16 protein-coding genes and 5 pseudogenes are annotated in these 22,593 nt (G+C 58.7%); 11 read left to right on the top strand and 10 right to left on the bottom strand.

Features of this window, described 5'->3' with window-relative positions:
- Nucleotides 1-252 precede the first annotated feature (252 nt).
- Nucleotides 253-1,092, bottom strand: coding sequence for a phosphoribosyltransferase family protein (locus BS629_RS04505; protein ID WP_028756140.1), 840 nt, complete (start codon nucleotides 1,090-1,092; stop codon nucleotides 253-255).
- On the bottom strand, nucleotides 1,079-2,332 hold the full coding sequence (locus BS629_RS04510) for an HAD family hydrolase (RefSeq protein WP_028756141.1): 1,254 nt from the start codon (nucleotides 2,330-2,332) through the stop codon (nucleotides 1,079-1,081). Before BS629_RS04510 ends, BS629_RS04505 begins: the two co-directional genes overlap by 14 nt.
- Nucleotides 2,333-2,986: 654 nt before the next feature.
- Between BS629_RS04510 and BS629_RS04515 the strand changes: the two genes are divergently transcribed.
- The 11 genes and pseudogenes from BS629_RS04515 to trxA all read left to right on the top strand — a co-directional run bounded on the left by BS629_RS04515 (nucleotide 2,987) and on the right by trxA (nucleotide 14,970).
- On the top strand, nucleotides 2,987-3,202 hold the full coding sequence (locus BS629_RS04515) for a hypothetical protein (protein WP_077987946.1): 216 nt from the start codon (nucleotides 2,987-2,989) through the stop codon (nucleotides 3,200-3,202).
- A 56-nt stretch (nucleotides 3,203-3,258) separates the two neighbouring features.
- Nucleotides 3,259-4,914, top strand: coding sequence for an acetolactate synthase large subunit (locus BS629_RS04520; RefSeq protein ID WP_049810881.1), 1,656 nt, complete (start codon nucleotides 3,259-3,261; stop codon nucleotides 4,912-4,914).
- Nucleotides 4,915-5,033: 119 nt separating this feature from the next.
- Nucleotides 5,034-6,207, top strand: a pseudogene (locus tag BS629_RS04525) (iron-containing alcohol dehydrogenase).
- A gap of 263 nt (nucleotides 6,208-6,470) precedes the next feature.
- A complete protein-coding gene (locus BS629_RS04530) occupies nucleotides 6,471-8,609 on the top strand; it encodes a CoA-transferase (RefSeq protein WP_245315053.1) in 2,139 nt (712 codons plus the stop codon).
- 359 nt (nucleotides 8,610-8,968) lie between these two features.
- Nucleotides 8,969-10,939 carry an acetate--CoA ligase gene (acs, locus tag BS629_RS04535; RefSeq protein ID WP_049810880.1) on the top strand — a complete coding sequence of 657 codons (1,971 nt, stop codon included), beginning with the start codon at nucleotides 8,969-8,971 and terminating at the stop codon, nucleotides 10,937-10,939.
- A gap of 106 nt (nucleotides 10,940-11,045) precedes the next feature.
- Entirely contained in the window at nucleotides 11,046-11,678 is a 633-nt protein-coding gene (locus tag BS629_RS04540; RefSeq protein ID WP_028756144.1) for an adenylate kinase, read from the top strand.
- Nucleotides 11,679-12,107: 429 nt separating this feature from the next.
- Nucleotides 12,108-12,878: a hypothetical protein gene (locus BS629_RS39110; protein ID WP_183628102.1), complete on the top strand. Its 771-nt coding sequence runs from the start codon at nucleotides 12,108-12,110 to the stop codon at nucleotides 12,876-12,878.
- Nucleotides 12,879-13,028: 150 nt separating this feature from the next.
- Nucleotides 13,029-13,339 (top strand): annotated as a pseudogene (locus tag BS629_RS39115) (transposase domain-containing protein); the annotation flags it as partial.
- Nucleotides 13,334-14,107 (top strand): annotated as a pseudogene (locus BS629_RS04550) (plasmid partitioning protein); the annotation flags it as partial. The pseudogenes BS629_RS39115 and BS629_RS04550, both read left to right, overlap by 6 nt.
- Before the next feature lie 228 nt (nucleotides 14,108-14,335).
- The gene (locus BS629_RS04555) at nucleotides 14,336-14,638 is read left to right on the top strand and encodes a hypothetical protein (protein WP_077987947.1); all 303 of its coding nucleotides are present in this window, start codon (nucleotides 14,336-14,338) and stop codon (nucleotides 14,636-14,638) included.
- Nucleotides 14,639-14,649: 11 nt separating this feature from the next.
- The gene (gene trxA / locus BS629_RS04560; protein WP_003544118.1) at nucleotides 14,650-14,970 is read left to right on the top strand and encodes a thioredoxin; all 321 of its coding nucleotides are present in this window, start codon (nucleotides 14,650-14,652) and stop codon (nucleotides 14,968-14,970) included.
- Nucleotides 14,971-15,041: 71 nt separating this feature from the next.
- On the opposite strand, the pseudogene BS629_RS04565 reads toward trxA, so the two are convergent.
- The 8 genes and pseudogenes from BS629_RS04565 to BS629_RS04600 all read right to left on the bottom strand — a co-directional run.
- A pseudogene (locus BS629_RS04565) lies at nucleotides 15,042-15,452 on the bottom strand (bifunctional folylpolyglutamate synthase/dihydrofolate synthase); the annotation flags it as partial.
- Nucleotides 15,453-15,681: 229 nt separating this feature from the next.
- Nucleotides 15,682-16,062: pseudogene (locus BS629_RS04570) on the bottom strand (thiamine pyrophosphate-dependent enzyme); the annotation flags it as partial.
- A 445-nt stretch (nucleotides 16,063-16,507) separates the two neighbouring features.
- Nucleotides 16,508-17,152 carry an ATP-binding cassette domain-containing protein gene (locus BS629_RS04575; protein WP_049810903.1) on the bottom strand — a complete coding sequence of 215 codons (645 nt, stop codon included), beginning with the start codon at nucleotides 17,150-17,152 and terminating at the stop codon, nucleotides 16,508-16,510.
- The gene (locus tag BS629_RS04580; protein WP_077987948.1) at nucleotides 17,145-17,921 is read right to left on the bottom strand and encodes an ABC transporter ATP-binding protein; all 777 of its coding nucleotides are present in this window, start codon (nucleotides 17,919-17,921) and stop codon (nucleotides 17,145-17,147) included. Before BS629_RS04580 ends, BS629_RS04575 begins: the two co-directional genes overlap by 8 nt.
- Nucleotides 17,918-18,877 carry a branched-chain amino acid ABC transporter permease gene (locus BS629_RS04585; protein WP_245315054.1) on the bottom strand — a complete coding sequence of 320 codons (960 nt, stop codon included), beginning with the start codon at nucleotides 18,875-18,877 and terminating at the stop codon, nucleotides 17,918-17,920. Before BS629_RS04585 ends, BS629_RS04580 begins: the two co-directional genes overlap by 4 nt.
- Nucleotides 18,877-19,773 carry a branched-chain amino acid ABC transporter permease gene (locus tag BS629_RS04590; protein ID WP_028756302.1) on the bottom strand — a complete coding sequence of 299 codons (897 nt, stop codon included), beginning with the start codon at nucleotides 19,771-19,773 and terminating at the stop codon, nucleotides 18,877-18,879. The genes BS629_RS04585 and BS629_RS04590 overlap by 1 nt, the downstream gene beginning before the upstream one ends.
- Before the next feature lie 140 nt (nucleotides 19,774-19,913).
- Nucleotides 19,914-21,194: an ABC transporter substrate-binding protein gene (locus BS629_RS04595; protein ID WP_077987949.1), complete on the bottom strand. Its 1,281-nt coding sequence runs from the start codon at nucleotides 21,192-21,194 to the stop codon at nucleotides 19,914-19,916.
- A 555-nt stretch (nucleotides 21,195-21,749) separates the two neighbouring features.
- A complete protein-coding gene (locus BS629_RS04600; protein ID WP_077987950.1) occupies nucleotides 21,750-22,580 on the bottom strand; it encodes an IclR family transcriptional regulator in 831 nt (276 codons plus the stop codon).
- Nucleotides 22,581-22,593 lie beyond the last annotated feature (13 nt).

Below are 22,593 nucleotides of genomic sequence, written 5' to 3' on the forward strand. Positions count from 1 at the left end.
AACTGCTTCCATGGAACTGGACACCGCCGACCATCGACGCTCAAGCGGCGTGACCAGCGGCCTTCACCGTATGCTTACGAAATTCGCGGGGCACGCCACGCTACTGGTTCTGCACTTCAATTGCAGGAAGCCTCTCCAAAATAATCTATCATGCAGATACCGTCCAAAAACGCATCGAGCAGTCGCCGCCGCCCAAGCACGTATTGTGGGCAGCTAGCGAACGCGATGGAATAAAGCCAGGCCGCCTAACTCTTAGCACTTAGGGATTTGCTGTTCCGCTAATTTAACAACATTGCGAATGAGATCTATATTTGCCTGATATTTTTGTATTTTGTAATACCCTTCATTTAAGCAATTGAAATAAAGAGCCTTAAGGTACCGGTGGCTTCTGAACCTTAGAAAATGGTTATAGAGGTCATCTGGATCTGCCGAGAGGATGTATTTTATTGTCCGAGCGGTCATGTGATGACTAGGCTCCACCACGATCCGGTTTAGATCCTTGATTGACTTAACGGCGGCAAAATTTAGCTCGGATTCTATGTTAGGACGATCGCCCGTGTATCGAGCAAAATACAGGAAAAATGTTTTATTCTCTAACTGCTGCTCGCGCATGAGCTCGACCAACTTGTTTTGGTGAGTGCCAGTGATCTTCACGTCGTCGATAAACAGAAGACAACGACCTTCGAAATGTTGCGAGTTGAAGTAGAACCTATCACCAGCAATCAATGATTTGCGATCCTCCCCTGAAAGAAATCCATAATCGTCCATGTAACTGATCTTTCGCGGGACAGTCGCATATTCCACATGGTTGCCTTTCGCATCAACGATGTGGTTGTTGAGGCGATCTAGCAAATGCATAGTCATTACATTTGCTGCATTCGGAACGAAATTGAATGGCGACGGAATCATCAGGCAGCGACCGTTCAGTATTGTGGATGCGTTTTTTTCGAAGAACGCGTCTGCCATCTGGTGGCCCATCTCGCGAGCGGCCTCGTCGCAACCGAACTTCAGACGCGAATATTGTTCCGGTCGAAAGGGTGCATCTTCGATTGACTGAAATTCATAAAGCGCAAACTCCTCAAACTGCGTCATAAACAGCCTCTTGAATGTCCTCAGATCTTCCCACCAGGGCACCGCGCATTCCAGCGCTGCGTGCACCTTGCAGATCGCAGATGGCGTCATCGCCCACATGCAGGATGTTGTCGGCCGCAACGCCGCACGACTTGATGATTTTGTTGAAAAATGCCTCGTTTGGCTTTGCATATCCAAGCAGGTCGGAATAGATTCCGAACCGAAATACGCATCCAAAGGTGCTCTCAAGAAAGTTGTGCATCGTAGTGCCGCTAATAAAACTCGAGTTGCTACCAATTGATAGCGTAAACCCGTCGTCTGCCAACGAACGGATTAACCTCACCGTGGTGTCCAAAACAACTGGTTTGCAATTCTCAAAAACGTGCTCAAACGCCTTTGCGATCAAACCTGGATCTTTTTGAACATTACAACGCATCATAAGCAGACGAATATTTTCGGACAGGGATGGGGCGTACCCCGTTTCGATCGCCTGTTGGTTAACCCACTTCTTGACCTCCGCGTATGCATTCCTCACAGCTGCTTCTTCCTTATCAAAACAGGTGGCGAGAAACTTGGTCCTCCTCGTCGCATGACTTGGGTTCGCTGTTACGAGAGTATTCCAGACGTCAAAAGAAATGTGACTGATCAACGTGGCTCCACGGGATCTGCGATCCCTCAAGCGATGCGTAACTGTGATTGGTCGTCCCGCAGCCGTTTCGGCTGCGGCGTGTGGGCGGGTCCGAAACGGATCGTCGGGATGCGCCACTTCCAACTGGGCGGGCAGCCCAATCCGATCCGCCGTACAAGCCGTTCCCTGGATCGGCAACATGGCGACGAATGCACTCCGACGCCGACTTCGTTTCAGGGCTCGCTTTTTTATTTTCGGCATAAAATCTCCATGACGTAGTTTGGGCAAAATGACGCTTTCAACCCGTCGCGGAAACATAAACCGGTCGCCTGGGTCAGTCAACAGTCTGCGTATAATGCCGCGGCAACAATTCAACTCGCTACTAGCGGCCGGGGTGAACCGAGCATCGGCGTACAGAGCTTCGAACCGGATGTTCAAGAAGCAACCAATCGAATCCAAGGCGAGGAGTTGACGGCGAGTGTGGCCAATCAACTGCGCCGCCACGAGGTAAACCGCATCAATTTTGACTTGATCAACGGCCTTCCAAATCAGACGGTGCAGTCCTGCGTCAACGCCGCGGGAGCTGCCGCCGCCAGGCACCCCAGTCGATTTGCCGTGTTCGGCTACGCACATGTTCCAGCCTTAGAATAAACCAACGTCTGATCGAGGAGGAGGCGCTTCGCTGCCGGACCTGTCAGCTCGCGGCCGTGGCCAACGCGCATTGCGGAAAGGCTAACTCCCGATCGGCCTCGATCATTTCGCTTTACGGGACGATGAGCTTGCGTTGGCGCAGGAGGCCGGCCGGCTGCGGCGTAACTCTTTGCGGGTATTCGGCACACTCCTGCGCAACGGTGATCGGCTGCGGGCGTCACTATTCATGGTGTAGGCGACGGCTATGTCGTCGATCTCTCCGGTCAAGGCCGGGAGCAGGTTAACTTGCGGGAGGCAAGTTGATGGGACTTGTCACAGATTCCGGCAGCTGCAGTTATACGTTGAACGGCCTGCGCTTCATGCTTTGCTAACCTTTTGCAGTCCGAAAGGCGTCGTCAGTGTTCATCCTGATCGGAGGCTAGTCCGCGCCCGACCGCGGAGCCGAGGAAGTTTGCCTCGATGCGTCCCGATTAAAATCCACGAAAACTCAATGAGGCTGACGAAGGCCGCTTCGTCGATGGAGCGGGGGCCAAGTTTGTTGTCGGCATTTTTTCTGTTGACTTGTCTAGGCGGTATCTCTATGTCGTGACGATCTACAGCCACCATATTAAAGGAAAACCGTCGCGGTGCTATTTTATGCGCAATCTGATAGGTATACTCCGAACATCGAGCGGTTGGTCTCTCCAATCCGACCGCAGTGCCTCGCGACGTGCCTCACGCTCCCCCGGCGAAGGCGAGAAGGCGAACGCCATCCGCAACGCGGGCGACAAGGTGCTGAACATCGACAATGTCAGGAACGGCGGTCGGCGGCAGCGCGGCGACCAGGAATTCACAGCAGCAATTGAAAGGTGACTGACATGACAAAAAAAAGCAGGAAGAACCCACCCAGCTCTCAGGGCGGCCGCACCGTGATCAAGGGGTCTGACATTTTTGTGTCGGCGCTTGAGAACGAGGGCGTAGTTTACATATTCGGCATCCCCGGCGAGGAAACCCTCGACCTCCTCGAGTCGCTGCGCAAGTCGAAGAAGATCAAGTTCGTGCCGACCCGACACGAACAGGGAGCCATCTACATGGCCGCGAACTATGCCCGCCTGACTGGCAAGCCCGCCGTCTGCCTGGCGACGCTCGGCCCCGGCATGCTCAACTTCTGCAACGGCGCTGGCTATGCCCAGCTCAACGGGATGCCGCTGGTGCTGATCGCCGGCCAGAAGGGGATCAAGAGCCGCCCCCAGGCGGGTTTTCAGAGGGTCGACGCCGTCGCGACTATGAAGCCCCTGACCAAGTTCGCAATGCAGATCGCGTCGAAGGAAATGATCCCTTCGACCGTCAGAGAGGCATTCCGTGTCACCAAGGAGGGAAAGCCGGGGCCAGTGTATCTTGAGCTTCCGGAAGATATCGCGGCCGATAAATACGAGGAAGTGGTAGCGCTGATTGCGCCGCACCAGCGCGACCTGCCGATAGCAAGCGATACGGCCCTCGATCGCGCCGCCGCCCGCATCACGACAGCCAAGCGTCCGCTTCTCATGTTTGGGGCCGGCGCCTCGCGGGCCGCCGTGTCGCGTCCCGGCTCTACAGCGGAAATGGCGCAGTTTGTGAACCGCACCGGCATCCCGTTCTTCACCACCCAGATGGGCAAGGGCGCAGTGCCCGAGAACTCCAGCCTCTATATTGGCACGGCGGCGCTTTCCGGAGGCGACTATGTGCACACCGCCGTCGACGAGGCCGACCTGATCATTACGATCGGCCATGACACGACCGAAAAACCGCCCTTCATCATGAAGCCAAAGGGACCGAAAGTCATCCATGTCGACGATACTCCGGCGCCAGTCGAGCAGGTCTACTTCCCGCAACTCGAGGTCATCGGCGACATCGGCCCTGCTCTCGAGGCGTTGGCGGACCGCCTCGAGGGTAAGTTGCCCAATGCCGGCGGATTGCTGCCGCTGCGCGAGGAGATCCTCTCCCGGATTTGCAACGGCGCCGATGACGCAAGCTGGCCGGTCACCCCGGATCGACTGGTGCACGAGGTGCGCAAGTTCATGCGGGAAAGCGACATCGTGGCGCTCGACAATGGTCAATACAAGCTCGCGTTCGCCCGCAGCTACCGGACCTATCACCCCTATACGCTGCTGCTCGACAACGAGCTGGCGACTATGGGCGCGGGCCTGCCCTCGGCGATGATGGCAGCGATGATCAATCCCGAGCGCCGCGTCATGGCGGTCTGCGGCGACGGCGGCTTCATGATGACCAGCCAGGAGATTGAGACGGCTCGCCGCCTCAAGGTCAATCTGGTTGTGCTCATCCTGGTTGACGGCAGCTACGGCATGATCGGCTCGAAGCAGGCCGCCCGCGGTTTCACGGATTTCGGCATCTCCTTCGGCAATCCGGATTTCGTGAAATTGGCCGAAGCCTATGGCGCCAAGGGCACGCGCGTCGAAACGCTGGACGATCTGGTGCCGGCGCTTGAAGCCGCTTTCGAAGGCGGCGGCGTGCATTTGGTCGCATTGCCGATCGATTATCGCATCGACGAGTTGCGCTCGGGCAAGGCGAAACCGCCGAGCGCCTGATTGACCCGAAATAAACCGCCTCGGGGAGCCCCGGGGCGGTCGACAGCAAGGATCGGCTTTTCAGAGGGGGCGGCAGGCCGCCCTGCCGCCCGAGAGAGCCAAACAAAAGGACCAAACACATGGCCTTCACTTTCCAGACCACGCCCAACATCCGTTTCGGCGCAGGCGCGTCCAGCAAGATCGGCGAGCTCCTCAAGGGCTACAAGGCCGCCCATGTGCTGCTCGTCACCGACGAGAAGGTGTGGGCGGCCGGGCTGACGCGCAATGCGGAAGCGGCGATTGCCGAAGCCGGCATCGCGCTCACCGTGTTCGACGGCGTGCTCGCCGACGCGCCGTCGCATGTCATCGAAGCGGCGGCAGAAATCTGCCGCGAGCGCGGCTTCGACGCTGTCGTGGCGATCGGCGGCGGCAGCGCGCTGGATACGGCAAAGCTCGTCGCCTATCTCGCCAAAACCCCGGACAGGCTTGATGATATCTACGGTATCGACCTTGCCACCGGCGACCGGCTGCCACTGCTGCTGGTGCCGACCACGGCGGGCACCGGATCGGAAGTGACGCCGGTCTCCATCGTTAAAACGCTGAACAATGAGAAGAAGGCGGTGATCTCGCCGCTCCTCATCCCGGACTGGGCGATCCTCGATCCCGAACTGACGCTCGGCCTGCCGCCGCACCTCACCGCCCAGACGGGAATCGACGCCATAGTGCACGCGATCGAGGCCTATACCGGCAAGATCAAGAAGAACCCGACCTCCGACTGGCTCGCGCTGAAGGCGCTGGCGCTGCTGTCGGCCAATCTGAGGAAAGTGTGCGCGGACGGCTCTGACCTCGAAGCGCGCTCGGAAATGCTGCTCGGCTCCATGCTGGCCGGCATGGCGTTTGCCCAATTCGCCGGTTGCAGCGGTGCATGCGCTCGCCTATCCGATCGGCGAGATCTTCCATGAGGCGCACGGCCTCTCCGTTGCGCTGGTCCTGCCTTACGTGTTGGAATTCAACCGGCCGGCGGCCGAAGCGCTCTATGCCGAGCTCTCCGACGTTATCCAGCCCGGCTATCGCCGCCAGTCCGATGCGGCGGACGCTGTGGCCTTCATCGCCGAGATCGAGGCGATCTGCCGAGACTGCGGGTTGCCCGGCTCGCTTTCGGCGGTTGGAATCGGCGAAGGCGATCTTTCCAAGCTGGCGGAGGATGCGATGAAACAGAAGGATCGCCTACTGGTCAACAATCCGCGCGAGCTCGACTACGACCAAGTTCGGGCGATCTATGCCAAAGCACTTGCGGGAGCGAGCAGGCTATGACCGAGCTCGGACGACAAACCGGAATCTCCACATTCAACTTACGACATCGTCGTGACCTTTGTCGGCTTTGCAACACCCATTCCACTTCGCCCGATCCCGTATTTTCCGCCCACGTAGCTGAAACAGCAGCAAATAATTGTTCGTCAGCTCAATCGGGCGGCTTGGCACGAATCTTGAGAGCTATTGCGAGGCAGCGGGAGGGACCGGCGCCATCCACATTGCGGTTTAACCGCATTGGTTCGAACACGTGAAGGAAACAAAATATGCCAGAACGGCATCAGATTGCATTCTATGGAAAGGGCGGAATTGACAAATCCACTACCAAGATTGTCTCCGGCGCCGAAGCCGTCGCGATGATCCGCTCGGGCGATACAGTCGCCTTTTCCGGCTTCGTCGGAATCGGTACGCCGGAGGCGGTGATCTGCGCCCTTGAGAAGCGTTTCCTCGAAACGGGCGAGCCGAGCAATCTCACCCTCTTCTTTGCCGCCGCCCCGGGCGACGGCAAAGACAAGGGCCTCAACCGACTTGCGCATGACGGGCTGGTGAAACGCCTCATCGGCGGGCATTTCAAGCTGGTGCCGAAGCTGGCGGAACTGGCGGTCAGCGGCAAGTGCGAGGCCTACAATCTGCCGCTCGGGATCATTTCCCATCTCTTCCGCGAGATCGCTGTGGGAAAGCCCAGGCTGATCTCGAAAGTCGGACTTCGGACCTTCGTCGACCCACGCATCGACGGCGGCAAGCTCAATTCCAACACGACGGAAGACCTCGTCGAGCTCACGGCAATCGACGGTGAGCCGGGGCTCCTCTACAAGACCTTCCCCATCCACGTCGCCATCCTGCGCGGCACGACGGCCGATCCATCCGGCAATGTCACGATGGAGAAGGAGGCGCTGACGCTCGACAACCTGACGATCGCCACCGCCGCCAAGAACAGCGGGGGTATTGTCATCGCGCAGGTCGAGCGGATCGGCGCCGCCGGTTCGCTGAACCCTCGCGACGTCAAAATCCCCGGCCACCTGGTCGACTACGTCGTCGTCGCCGAGCCGGAACATCACATGCAGACCTATGCGACCCAATACAACGGCGCCTTCTCCGGCGAACTCCGCGCGCCGCCGGACCGCGCCGCCTCCATGGAACTGAACGAACGCAAGATCATCGTGCGGCGCTGCGCCTTAGAACTGCGGAAGGGAGATGTCGTCAATCTCGGCATCGGCATGCCGGAAGGGCTTGCGGCGGTCGCGTCGGAAGAGAATATCATCAACCAGCTCACGCTCACCACCGAATCCGGCACCATCGGCGGCACCCCACAGAGGGGGCTGGATTTCGGCGCGGCCATTAACCCCGAATCGATCATCGACCAGAACCAGATGTTCGATTTCATCGACGGCGGCGGGCTGGACCTCGCCTGTCTCGGCTTCGCGCAGGTCGATGCGCAAGCCAATGTCAATGTCAGTCGGTTCGGTGATGTCCTCGCCGGGGCCGGCGGCTTCATCAACATTTCTCAGAACACCCGCCTTCTCTTCTTCTGCGGCACGTTTACCAAGGACCTGCGCACGGAGATCCGGGACGGCAAGCTCGTCATCCTGCAGGAAGGGCAGGCGAAGTTTATCGAAAAGGTCGAGCAGATCACCTTCTCGGGCGAATATGCCCGCGAGACCCACCAGACCGTGCTCATCGTCACCGAGCGCTGCGTCTTCTCGCTGATCCCTGAGGGGCTGGAACTAATCGAAGTCGCGCCGGGGATCGATATCGAGCGCGACATCCTCGCCCATATGGAGTTCCGGCCGATCATCCGCCAGCCGCGCGAAATGGCGGCTGTGATCTTCGCCGACGGTCCGATGAATCTCGACCAGCTGCTGCTCGAACGCCTGCTTTCAGAGGGCATAGATTTCGATGCAGAGCGCAGCACGAGGCCCGCCCGCTATGGGCTAGACGCCGGCAACCTTGTAACCCCATCGTTTGAGGAGAAGCCCACCATGCCTACATCGCAGACCCCGGATATCCAAACGTTGACCAACCAGATCAACGAGATGCTCGCCAAGTTCAACATGCCGGGCGCCGATCCGGCAGCACTTGTTAGGGAGCAGGCCAGGAATATCGAGGCCTTCGCGCAGGCCACGCAGGTTGCCAACAAAGGCGCCTACGGCGTCGTCGAAAAGCAGCTGGAATTGTTCCGCGCGGCTTCCTCACAGCTCCTGATGATGTTTGAGGATGCGGCCCTTGCCCCCAAGGAGCGCGGCGAACTGGCGAAACAGGCTTACGAGGTGGCGCTGATCGGCTCGCGCGAGATCACCAGCATGGCGGTCAAGGCCAGCGAGAACGCTTTCGCCATCACCCGCAAGCGGATGACCGAGATTTTCGAGCAGTTCCGCAAGGCCGCGACAATCGGAAAGGATACGTGAGGCCGGACCTGTCGAACGGAAAGCATAATTCGTGCGTGAAAGGCATTGGGAATGTGCGTGGATAAGATCATCAGGAAGAGACGCAGCAACGCACGCCAGAAAGAACCGGCTCCAGGCGGAACGGTGGAGGGCTGTGATCGGCCAGTCGGCAACACCGTTTTATCGCGTTCCGTATGTATCGATTGGGGGCCGATCGACGCCGCCGTGCAGGATTAGTCTTGGGACCAGAGGATCTCTTCCCAGTTGTGCCCCCACTCTTCGAGCTGCACGAGATCGACGTCGGGCACAATTTTCTGACCAGCCCGCCGCCCGGTTGACGGCGGCGGTGCGACTGGCAAACCCTTTTTGAGGAGAAAACCATGACAGATAACGGCAACAATCAGGTGACAGGCGCCTATCCGGTTCCGAAGGAATGGGCCGAGCGCGCTTTCATCGACTCGGAGCGCTACGCGGCAATGTATGCGGCTTCGATCGCCGACCCCGAGGGGTTCTGGGGCGAGCACGGCAAGCGCATCCACTGGTTCAAGCCTTACGGCACCGTCAAGAACACCTCGTTCGAGCCGGGCAAGGTTTCGATTAAATGGTTCGAAGACGGCACCACCAATGTCTCCTATAATTGCGTCGACCGGCATCTGCCCGAGCGGGGCGATCAGATCGCCATCATCGGGGTGCGGGACGACCCGAAAGATGACGCCGTCCGGATCACCTATCGCGAACTACACGCCCATGTTATGAAATGGGCGAACGTCCTGAAGAAGCAAGGCGTCAAGAAGGGCGATCGCGTCACCCTCTACCTGCCGATAATCCCCGAAGCCGCCTATGCGAAGCTCGCCTGCGCGCGCATCGGCGCGGTCCATTCCTTCGTCGTCGGCGGTTACGCGTCCGATAGACTGGCAAGCTGCATCGCCGATGCCGCGAGCACCGTCGTGGTGACCGCAGACCAAAGCCCACGCGGCGGGCGCAATAAGCCGATGAAGGTCAATGTCGACGCGGCGCTGGATAAGCTCCCCGAGGTGGTGACAAGCGTCATCGTTGTCAAGCGGACCGGCGCGGCCGTCAGCATGCTGAAAGGCCGCGATCACTATTACGACGAACTGGCCGTGACCGTTCCCGACGAATGCCCGCCCGAGGAAATGAACGCTGAGGACCCGCTGTTCATCCTCTATACGTCGGGTTCCACCGGCAAGCCGAAAGGCGTGGTGCACACGACGGGCGGTTATCTCGTCTATGCGGCGATGACACATGAATATGTCTTCGATTATCGCCACGGCGACGTCTACTGGTGTACGGCCGATGTCGGCTGGGTGACCGGCCACTCCTATATGGTCTACGGGCCTCTGGCGAACTGCGCGACTACGCTGATGTTCGAGGGCGTGCCGAACTTCCCGGATCAGGGTCGTTTCTGGGAAGTCATCGACAAGTACAAGGTCAACATCTTCTATACGGCGCCGACGGTGATTCGCTTGCTGATGGGTGCCGGCGACGACTTCGTGACGCGCTCCTCGCGCTCTTCACTGCGCCTGCTCGGCACGGTCGGCGAGCCGATCGATCCCAAGTCTTGGGAATGGTACTACAATGTGGTCGGCGACAAGCGCTGCCCTGTTATCGATACGTGGTGGCAGACCGAGACCGGCGGCATCCTGATTACGCCGCTGCCTGGCGCCACCGACCTGAAGCCAGGCTCCGCCAGCAAGCCCTTCTTCGGCGTCAAGCCCGAGCTCGTGGATAAGGCGGGAGACGTGCTCGACGGCGTTGCAGACGGCTACCTGGTGATCGCCGACAGCTGGCCGGGCCAGATGCGCACGCTGTACCGTGATCATGAGCGCTTCGAGGCATATTTTTCCACCTATCCCGGCAAATTTTACACCGGCGACGGCTGCCGGCGCGATGCGGACGGTTATCTCTGGATCACCGGCCGCGTCGACGACGTCATCAACGTCTCCGGCCACCGCATGGGCACGGCGGAGATCGAATCCGCCCTTGTCGCCCACGCCAAGGTCTCGGAAGCCGCGGTAGTCGGCTATCCTCACAAGATTAAGGGTCAGGGCATCTACGCCTACGTCACCCTCATAGATGGCGAAAACGACGACGACGACCTGCGGAAGGAACTCGTTTCCTGGGTGCGCGGGAAGATCGGCCCCCTCGCTTCGCTCGACAAGATCCAATTTGCCCCCGGCCTGCCGAAAACCCACTCGGGAAAAATTCTGCGCCGCATCTTGGGCAAGATCGCTGAGGACGATTTTGCCGACCTCGGTGACACCTCGACGCTCGTCGATCCCGCGGTCGTCGACGATCTGATAGTCAACCGACAGAACCGGAAGGATGGCTGATGGCAGCATAAGATGAAGACGTGGGTTCCAGCGCGTCGTCGCATCGGCGCCGACGAGACGATCAGGGAAAAGACAATCCGCAGGCAGACCTACGAAGGAGGGAATGATGAGATTGATCATGCTTGGACCGCCGGGGGCGGGCAAGGGAACGCAGGCAGCGCGCCTCGCCGAGCGGCTGGGCGTGCCGCAGCTGTCATCGGGAGATATGCTGCGCGCCGCTGCCGCCAAGGGCTTGCCGGTTGGCCTTGCGGCGCGCGACCTTATGGCGCGGGGCGAACTGGTTGGCGACGGCATCGTCGTCAATTGCGTCCTCGAATGCATCGCCGAGCCGGGCGCTGCGTCCGGCTTCATCCTCGACGGCTTTCCCCGCACGCTGGGACAGGCGCGGGCCCTCGATGAAGCGCTCGAAAAGGCACACCTCGGTCTGGATGCGGTGCTCGAACTGAACGTCGACGAATCCGTGCTGCTAGACCGCATCATCTATCGGGCGCGCGAGGCCAAGGCCGCAGGCCGGCCGGTGCGCGCCGACGACAATCCGGAAGCGCTGAAAGTCAGGCTCGAGGCCTACCGGACGCAGACGCAGCCGCTCGCGGACTACTACCGCACCGCCGGGCTCCTACGCACCGTTAATGGGCTGAGGCCCGTCGATGAGGTTACGTCCAGCCTTGTTGCGGAATTGCGGCTCCATCGCAAGCCCGAAAGCGAACAAACCAGTCTGTCGCGGGCCGAATTCGAATGAGTCAGGAAAGGTGATCCGAATTCGCGCTCCATGATGATCAAACAGGCAAAAACAGAGTGATCGCCCGCGAGGACATCTCCCACATGCCCGAGTTCATCAACGTGCTGTCGAGTCGGGAGGAGACGATACGCGAGGTCCAGAGGCGCTCAAGGAGCATGGAAAGGAGGTGATCCGAACTTCGCGCTCGCCATTCTCGCGCGCTCATAGCTCCCAACGTTCTCTTTCTCCATTGGGAGTGTCGACTGGGTTCTCTTTTTCTTTGGCCACAGCCCATAAGTACAACGATTGACAGAGCGGCGCCCGGCAAGAGTCACTTTGCTCTCCTTGGTCCGTTACGTACGCTACCCTATTGTTTACAAACTAAAATTGAGTTGCGCACCTATGCGGGGCGTCTGTCGATTTCATCTCAGCATATTGCGGAGTTAAGCGATGCAGATAGCCTACTACTATGGCAAGTACCGCCCGTCATCAGACGTAGAACACGCACGAGACGCCTTCGACTACGTAGGTGGCGCACTCATGCGGCACCCTGAACGGGAAGCGGAGCCGATACTCCGAACACTCGCTGCAGCATGCCTGATTATTTTAATTTGCGTCGCCGTGGCGTTTGCCGCCAAAAGCGGCGTCGGCGACCTCGACCGCGGGGACGCCCGACTTCTAATCTCGGAATGCAAGGTGCACACATTACAGCGCAACCAATGCGCCTACGTGTTGGCTACAGCATTTCATGAAACTAGATGCCTTATGAAGCCGGTGCGCGAGACTCTCGCGATATCTGACTTTCAGGCGATTGCCCGTCTTGACAGCGCATGGGCAAAGGGCGGGCTGCCTTGGGTCTCCTCCCCATATTGGCGTCAAGGCTGGTTTGGGAGAGGATACGCCCAACTCACGCACAAGAAAAACTACCGCGTGGCCAGCATCAAGCTCGGCATTGATCTCGTTTCCGTTCCAGCAAGAGCACTGGTACCGGAAATTGCGGCGAAGGTGCTTGTCATGGGCTTGAAGGAAGGCTGGTTTACCGGCAAGAAGCTCTCGGATTACATTAATCTTCGGGCAACCAACTTCATCGACGCTCGCCAAGTTATCAATGGAATGGATTGTGCGGATAAGATCGCGGCATATGCCGTCGCGTACGCCGCCGCCCTTGAGCAGGACGGCTATGGTGTGACTGGAGTTGAAGCAAAGGTCGGCGCTCCATAGCAGCAACTCACTGCGAAAAACCAAGTCGCTCGTCCCGTTCCAGCGTCCTCGGGGCCAGGGCGATGACCGGGCCTGTCGCAAATTTTCTTAGTTAACCGTCTGTTGACGCTCGCCGGAGAAATTCTCGCTTCGAGTTTGTGGAGCGAGCCTGTGATTCTGAATACCATTGCCGAGAAGCTGAAGCGCTGGTCGAAAGATGATTTCAAAGGGCGGCATTTCGAGCATGGCTCATCGTGCAGGCGGCGGCCTGGTATCTGCGGTATCCGCTCAGCTACCGAGACCTTGAGGAGATGTTCCAAGAGCGCGGCTTCGAAGTGGACCACAGCACGATTAACCGCTGGGTACTTGCCTATGCTCCGATGATCGAGAAGCGGCTGCGCCAGTTTCGGCGCTCGCATTGTGGTTCGGTCAGGATCGACGAGACCTACGTCAAGATCCGCGGTAAGTGGCGTTACCTGTACGGCAAGTCCGGCAAAGGCGATTGCACCGCCATGTTTCTCGATCGTGAGGGCAAGGTGCAGTCTGCCCATTTTCGGATGCCGGAAGCCAGACAAGCGAAAGGCAAGGGCGATCCGACCGCGCCCGGCGGCGAGGACGGAAACGAGGCCATCGACGTTTCAGCCAAGACCCGGCCGGACGTGACCCGAAACGGCATCGGCATGATCGGCGATTTCCGCACCGACGCGCTGCACGAGGCGCTGGCACGGGCTCCGATCGAGGACGATACGCTCATGGCAATGCTGGTGCTTGCGTTTGCCGGGCAGAACGTCTCGGTCGACTCCGGCTCCGAAGTCTCCGGGCATCTCTATGGGTCCAGGCGGTTCGTCCGGCACGTCGTCCGGCTGATCGGTGAAAGCGGCAAGCTGGTGTTCGACATGGATACGCTACGCGTCGTGGCTAGATTGACCTTGATCGACGCGCTGTCGGCCCGCACCAATCGTTCGGACAGCGGCGTCGTTGTCCGGGTCGCCGGCGATGCCATCGGTGCCGACGCTTATCTTCCGAACATGGGCACGGAGGAGTTCCTCGCGTGCCTCTCTCGCCCGGCATTGGAAGCGTCCTGCGGCGGCACGAGTGTCGTTCCCTGCCCGCGCGTCCGGGACACCCGCGCTGCCCTTGTCGAGCACTTCAAGGAAGAGCGCTTCGTGCATCAGTCTGCCCTCTTCGCGCCCGATGACGCGAAGCTGGCCGAGTGGCTTGCCAAGAGCATGGAACATGGTGGCAAGGACGTCTAATTGCCCGCCGGGGGATCGTTCCTTCCGGGCGAAGACGCCCCACGCCGGACCGCGGAGCGGATCGCTGAGGTTGTCTCGCTGCGTCCTCAATAAGAGAAAATTCAATGAGGGACGAAAGGCCTTCCGATCGAGTCGGGAAGTTTGTTGGCGTGGCAGCTTATTGACAGTTGACTAATAAATAACGGTTCTATATCGCCATGACGGAATAATGACTTTATACATATGCAAAACCGTCAGGAGGCACTTTATGCACACTTTGAGAATGCGCATGGTCAAGAGGCCAACCTCCTTGTCTCGGCGATTGAGAACGAGGGGGTCCGGTACATCTTCGGCGTCTCCTGTCACGACGGGGAGATCGGCACTCTCACAAAAGAAGGACTGTCGCAATGGCCCGCACCCGCAGAAGCCATTTCAGAAGAAGAGATCACCAGCGTGTATTTGTCGAGCGGCTGCGGAACGTATTTCAGCCCAATGCGTTCGGCCGTCCGCTTTGCGACACGCCCGTTCAACACCCAATTCCGGTAAAGGAGCAGCCCATGGCTACCGTGAAAGTCGATATCAATAACTTCCAGTCGGAAGTTCTGGAATCCGCAGAACCCGTCGTCGTCGATTTCTGGGCCGAATGGTGCGGTCCGTGCAAGATGATTGCTCCGAGCCTCGAAGAAATCGCTGTCGAGATGGAAGGCAAGGTCAAGGTCGCCAAGCTGAATATCGATGAGAACCCGGAACTCGCTGCACAGTTCGGTGTGCGCTCCATTCCGACCCTTGCAATCTTCAAGGGCGGCGAAGTTGCCGATATCTCTGTCGGCGCAAAGCCGAAGACGGCCCTTTCGAACTGGATTTCGAGCGCTGCCTGATTGATATCGACGAATTTATTTCACATTGACGAAAAAGCCCGGCTCGACCGGGCTTTTTCATTTCGCAGCCTTCATTTCGGCGGCGTGCCGTTGTCGGCAAGCACGTCACCGACGAGATAGAGAGAGCCGCCGACCAGGATGCGCGGCGGCAATGCCTCCGGATCGAGAACAGCTTTTATCGCTTCCAGCGCATCGCCGACCGTCAACATCGGTTCGGCAACCAAACCGGCATCATAAGCGGCATTTGACAATATCACGGGATCGATCATCGCTTCGCTGCCGCGGATCGGCACGCAGAAAACCTTCTCGACCAGGCCGGTAAAGGCCTTGAAATAGCCGACCGGATCCCTGGTATTGATCATGCCGATGATCAGAAAAAGCGGCCAAGACTGGCGTTCCTCGAAATTGGCCATGGCTTCGGCAATCACTTCGCCGGCACCGGGATTATGCCCGCCATCGATCCAGATCTCGGCGCCGGGCGGCCTTGTAGCCCTTGAGGACGTCGGCGATCTTGCTGGATGCGCCTGCCTCGAATGTTTGGCGGGGTCTGGAAGATAAACTGTTTCATGTTGTGGTCCTCCTGTTGCTTTCTCGGACAGCAGGGCCTGCCGTCCGCTCTGAAAAGATGATCATTGCTGTTGACCTCCTGGGCTCCTGAGGGCGGTTTATCCCGGTTACGCTTTGCGCGAGTTGCAGCTCGTCGGTGAGCACTCACTTGTTCTCCGCATAATCGATCGGCACTACGACGACATGGACGCCGCCGCCTTCGAAAGCGGCTTCCAGCGCTGGCACCAGATCGTCCAGCGCTTCGACGCGCGTGCCCTTGACCCCATAGGCTTCGGCCAATTTCCCGAAATCCGGATTGTCGACGGTGTTGCCGAAATCCGGGAAACCGCGGGCGGCCTGCTTATGGCGGATCATGCCGTAGCCGCCGTCCTCCACGATGAGCACGACCAGGTTGAGCTTGAGGCGGCGGGCCGTCTCCAGTTCCTGGCTGGTCATGTGGAAGCCGTTGTCGCCGCAGACCGCCATGACGCGGCGCCCGGGATTGAGCATCGCGACAATAATCGCCGACGGCAGTCCCGCGCCCACGGGCGGAGGGGTTTTGTAGGGTTGCCGACATGTCGTGTCGCAATCCGTCCCGATCACCACCGCAAACGCAGGGGCGGTTCGATAGGCTTCAGGGCGAAAAATACGCGATTGGGCGAAGACGAATGCGTGTCGCGAAGCCGACAAAGGTGACGAGATGTCGTAAGTTGATTGTCATCAACAACCGACCCCACCCGAAACACTGGTAGGCCAGTGCTATCCCGCTAACCATTCCTCGGGATAGGATCCCACTTGCCCACAGCTTCAGGCGGCAATGATGAAGAACAAAGAATGACCAGTATTTAGACCCGCGCTCCTAAGCCCGCGCGAATGCCTCAACGCAGCCTTGAAAGAGCAACCGTCGAAACCACAGGTTACCGAAGTGGTTCACAATTTCGTATGCGGCGGTTGGGACGCAGCAGAGATGCACAGGCGCTGCCAATGACGGTCAAATAGAAGTGATCTGGCCACGGTCCATGCGATAAACCATATCGAGGCCCTTACCGGCGTGCCGAAGATCGGCGCCGGAAAGAAGGATGGAAAGACCAAGCGGCTGCAGGGATGCGACTACCTCGGAAATGCGCTTGGAAAGCGCGGGGGCGACGCCTTCGAATGGCTCGTCTAGCATTAACAGCTGGGTGCCAGTCATGCGTGCGCGACCGATGGCCACGAGTTTCTGCTGGCCGCCTGAAAGCTGCAGGGCGCGGCGATGGCGGAAGTCCGCTGCCTCCGGAATGAGCGCATAGACATCGTCGAGCCGCTTCTGCGCATCTGTGACGCCAGCTGCCCATGCCGGAATAAGCAGGTTTTCCTCAACAGTCAGTTCGGGAATAAGGCGCCGGTCTTCCGGCGCGAAGCCCATCTGGTGGTGCACGCGCAGATGCGGCGCCTCACGTGAAATGTCCTTCTTCTCATAATGGATCGAACCTGCCCGGAGTGGCAAGAGCCCCATTATCGCACGCATCAACGTGGTCTTGCCGGCACCATTGCGGCCGACGATTCCGACCATCGAGCGGGCTTCGACCTTCATGGAAACGTCACGCAGAATAGGTACCCCGCCGATGGAGACGTTGATTGACTTCACTTCAAGCATGGTTATCCTCCCTGCGAACGCAATGTTCTTCACCAATGATGAGTTCGCGCACTTGTCGGTCGCTGAGGACCGTTTCCGGAGGTCCATCAATCAGCACCCGGCCTTCGAAGAAAGCGAGCACGCGGTCGGAGTAGCGGCCAACGATCTCCATGTCGTGTTCGACGAAGAGCACGCTGACGCCTGCGACACGGGTCGCATCAATAATGCGGTCCATGACCGAGAATTTTTCTTCGCTGGCGAAACCGCTCGTCGGCTCGTCCAGGAAAAGAACCTTCGGCTTGCCAACCATGGCAATTGCAATGTCGAGAAGCTTGCGGATGCCTTCGGGCATCGTGCCGGCAATCGAGTTGCGGAACGCTCCAAGTCCGAACACCTCGAGCCTCTCGTCAGCATGGGTCGCGAGCTCGTCGTCGGAAAGAATTGAAAAGCCCTTGATGCCAACGCTGTCCGTGGCGCTGTAGGCAAACATCAGGTTCTCAATCGCTGTCAGCGAGTTGAACAATTGCGGAATCTGAAAGGACCGGGCAACGCCGCGCCGAGTGATCTGACGAGGTGAAAGCCCGACGATTTCCTGTCCGTCGAGCAGGATCGAACCGGAGTCCGGGCCGAGGTAGCCCGTAATCATATTGATAAACGTCGTCTTGCCGGCGCCGTTTGTGCCGATCAGCCCCGAAATCGTTCCAGACATGATGTCGACATTCACGTCGTTTGCGGCAGTTACCGCGCCGAACCGCTTAATGAGGCTCTTTGCTTCAATAATCGGCTTCATGCTTTTTCTCCTGCCTCGACGGTGGTCGTGTTGCGCTTACCGAAACGGATGCCGCCCAGGCCTGTCGGCAGGAACAGGATCATCGAGAGGATGATGACGCCAAGTACCAGTTGCCAAGTGTTGGGGGCATGCTGATAGGCGAACGTCCTGACAAATTCGAGTGCAAGCGCGGCGATGAAGGGCGTGAAGATGTTGCCAGTACCGGCAAGGACTGCGATCACCACGAATTCGCCCGAGGTTGCCCAGAAGGCCATTTCCGGATCCACATGCGCGACGAGAATGCCGCTCATGGAGCCACCTACGGCGGCTAGAATTGCCGCAAGGATGTAGGAGAGATAGATCGTCTTGCTTGCAGACGCGCCGAGATACTCGACGCGAATCTCGTTATCCTTGATGCCAGGCAGCAGGCGACCGAGCGCCGTCTTGCCGAAGTACCAGACGGTTATCACCGCTGTGAAACAGATCAGGACGAGGATAACGAGGCCGTTGAAACGCGCAGTACCGCTCAGCGGCAGGCCGAACAAGGTCACGCCTCGGATGTTGAAGCCGTCCGTGCCGCCAAGTTCCACCGACTTCACCAGAAGACCGTAGAGAAGCATCGACAGGGCGAGCGTCAGCATCGCGAAGAAGATGTCGCGGTAACGCGACAGAAGGAGACCGGCGACTGCTGCAGTCGCCGCGGCGATGACGACCGGGGCGATGAGCAAGAGAACCGCTTCGTTGATTCTCCAGAGATTGACCATCAAGCCGACGGAATAGCCGCCGATAGCATAATAAAGTCCCTGGCCGAACGAGACCAACCCAGCGCGCATCATCAGCACGAGGCCGAGAACCGCGAGCCCCTTGGCAAGGCCGATCGAGATGACGAAGTTCCAGGTGGGTAGCGCCCAGGCCGCGACGATTAGGAAAAGTGCCGCGCCGACGGCGACCGGCACAAAGGTTTTGGTTTTGTTCATCATATCTTGCGCAGCTCCACACCGGAAAACAGCCCCTGCGGACGTATGGCGAGAACGATAGCCATCACTGCATAGATGCTGAACACTTCGACTTCGGGCCAATAGTGGACCGCAAGTGAGCGGACGAAGCCGACGATCAGGGCGCCGACAATGGTGCCAGGAATCGATCCAAGCCCCCCGATCACCACCGCTGCGAACATCATGACGACCACTTCGACGCCCATGCCCGGCGCCACCGAGATGGTCGGCGCTGTGAAGGCGCCGCCGAGTGCGGCGAGGATCGAGCCGACCACAAAGGCCGACACTTTCCAGCGGCTGACATTGATGCCCATCGCCTGCGATACTTCCGGATCATGAATGACGGCGCGCAGCATCTTCCCCTTGGCAGTGAATTGCAGAAACCACGTCAGGAGACCACCACTGACGATCGCCACGACGACGACAATGAGGTTGTAGGTCGGATAGACAAGGGGGCCGAGATAGACGTTGCCGAATGCCCACACCGGGTCGGAGGCTATCCATGGATCGACACCCCAGATGAGCTTCACCACGTCTTCCAGAATGAGGAAGAGCGCATAGGTTACCAGCAGCAGCACGACGGGATCGCGCCCCGCGAAAAAGCGCAGGACGCCCCGTTCGACGACGAGGCCGACAATCGTACCGGCGATCAGCGCCGCGACAATCATGACCGGAATGCTTCCAGCGGGCGGCAGGCCCTGGGCGAACCACCAACCCAGCAGAGTCACCGACATGTAGGCGCCGATGGCATAGAACGTGCCATGGGCCATGTTGAGGATCTTCATCACCCCGTAGATCAGCGTCAGGCCGACTGCGATGATGAAGAGCCATGCGGAATACAGAATGCCGTCAATAATAGCGCCTAGAAACGCGTTCATGCCACACACCATTTCGAAACGACGGGCGGGATTCATCTTTCGGTGCCAGCGTGGCATGCGACGGGCGAAAACCGCTTCAAAGGGATTGCGGCGCCAAACGCGCCGGGAGAACCCGCGCAAGCGATGCCGCGGTGGACAAGTCACTTCAGCTTATTCTTGATCCACTCATGGCTGGTCATGCCTTCCGGTGGGTTCACCCTTTCTGGAGCGTAACGGATCACATCGACGAAGGTCAGCTTGCCATTGACGGTTTTGGTGCGGCCATAGACCATTTCCTGCACAGCCTGGTTGCCCTTGCCCATCGACATCTTCACTTCGCCCGAGGGACCCTGGAAGGTGGAACCCTTGAGAGCAGCGGCGATCTCCTCCGTAGTCGGCGTCTTGGCGGTGTCGCCGCCCTGTGCCTTCTCATAAGCGAACTTCGCCGCAAAAAGCGTCTGCACCATGTGGTAGGACGGATAGCTGGGGGGCGTGGCGGACTTGGCGTTGTAAGCGGTTTTGAACCAGTCGTTATAGGCGTTGTCCGGTGCAAAGATGCCGTTTGGACCGCGGGCGCCGATGATGGTGCCATCTGGGATTTGTTTGGCCTGGCGATGAATCGCCGTTTCGCCTGCCGTCAGAACGACAGTGGCGTTCTTGAATAGATCGCGTGGCGCTCCCTGAAGCACGAGACCCTCAAGGTCGCCACCCCAGAAGCTCGAATGAATGATATCGGGTTTGCTGCCGAGAATTGCGGAGATTTCAGTATTGTACTGACCGGCACCGAGCTTCGGCATCTGCGAGGTCGTCAGCGTCACTTCGGGGCGAAGGCTCTTCAGTGTGCCCTCGAAGTCGTTCCAGGCGTCCTGACCCCAGGCGTAGTTCTGGTTGATGCCGGCGTAGGTGTTGAATTTCTTGACTGTCTCGTTGACGTAGAGTGCGGCACCGGCGTTGTCCATCGTCGCGGTTGCAACGGGGCGGAATACATATTCGTAGTCAGCTTCCTCGAAGATGCGCGGCGTGCCGCAATCGAAGAGAAGTGTCATGGTCTTCAGTTCTTCGGCAACAGGCGCGACCGCAAGACAATCGCCCGAGGACGTGTAGCCTACGATCATGTCTACGCCCTTCTGTTCGACGAGGTTGCGTAGTTCGGAAACCTGCTTGGTGGTGCCACCGGCCTCGTCGATGACGACGAGTTCGATCGGACGGCCGCCGAAGCCGACCTTGTCATACGGCGCCGGGAGCTTGCCACCGGCATTGACCTGCTCGGCGAAGACTTCGGCGGCAATCTTTGTGGGGATGCCGAAGGGACCAGCCGGTGCACCGGACAGGAACGTCACAACACCAATAGTGAAGGGCTTTGGCTCCTGAGCCGAGAGGCCATCGGGGGCGGTGGCAGACAGAAAGATGGCTGCAATGGTCAGAGACCACGACTTTTTCATAGATTCCTCCTCTACGGCAAATTGCCTGTTCCGGTGCAATGACACGCTTGCGTGGTAGGCCGAAAGCGTCCTCTCACGCTGCGGCCACGCCACCGAGTTCATTATGTTGAACTCGGTTCATTACTGTGTATAGTGAGTATTGCAACCAACGTCAAGATGGAGGAGCGGCTGTTCAGCCAGAAGGCGAGTACAATCAGCGGCGCGAACTGTTCCTAAAGGGGAAACGGGCGCCGTCAGCCTCACGAAGAATCACTGAGGACGACTTCTCCTGAACTCCGCCAGAAGCTCGCTTTTGGCAAAACCTCCATCAACAAGTCGACGTGGAGAGGATTTTCGTCAGCTGCTTATGTAGCCATTCGCCTGGCGAGCGAACCGCGACATTGACACTTGCATCGGATTGACGGTGAGCCCAAATGCACGATTTTCGCAGCCATTCGGTTCGACGCTGCGACGGCCTGCCTTAGGGTCAAAGAGCAGCCACGTTGCTCAAGCTGAGCCAACCCCACCTGGTCTCCTTTGGTCGGCAGTAAATTTCCGCTCTCTCAAAACGCTGCGCTATCCTTCGACACTGATGCGTGATGAGCTGTTATGCCCCAATTGCTCGGAAAGAATGGCGGCTGATTTGCGCATCGTCTCTCCGAGTGACTCGATAAGCGCCGGAGTCGTTTCGCTTTCCAGAAGGCTGATGGCAATGCCGGCAACCGCGCATCTCGTATGATCTCGCAGAGCGGTGCCGATGCAGATCATCCCTTCGCGAACCTGACCGTTATCGATCGAAAAACCACGCATACGTATGTCAGCCAGCTCCTGCCTTAGTGCGGCAAGATTTTTGACGCTTCTAGAGGTGAGGGGCAAAGGAAAGTTCGCTCTGAAGAGAGCATCGAGCTTATCCTCCGGCATTTCGGAAAGCAGCATTTTGCCTGTCGCGGTAAAGGTGGCAGGAAGGCGCATTCCTATCCGGAAAGTATGCCCCAGGGGCTGGTCGGAATTACGGCAATCAATATAGACGACCTCGTGACGGTCAAGAGTCGTCAGTGTGACCGTGTAGGGAGACAATGTGGTGTCGGAAGCGAAATAATTCCGGAAAACTGACACCATGTCCATCTCGGATAAAAAACCGTGCGCCCAACGCATAGGATGCGGGCCGAGCCGGAACGTGCCGTCCTGTTTGCGAACAAGAAGGCCAAGCTCTACCATCACGCCAAGTAGGCCGTGAGCCGTACTTTTTGGCAACGACATCGCCCGTGTGATGTCGGCGGCCGACATTGCGTCGCTGGAATTGGTGACAAGATCGAGGATCGAGACCGCGCGCCTGAGCGCCGGAACAGAGTCGACGGATTTGCCGATCGCAGTGTCGTCCACTGCGGCGAGTCTTGCACTTGACACTTTCGATACCTCC

It is taken from the genome of Rhizobium leguminosarum bv. viciae USDA 2370, from assembly GCF_002008365.1.
Classification (GTDB): Bacteria; Pseudomonadota; Alphaproteobacteria; order Rhizobiales; family Rhizobiaceae; genus Rhizobium; species Rhizobium leguminosarum.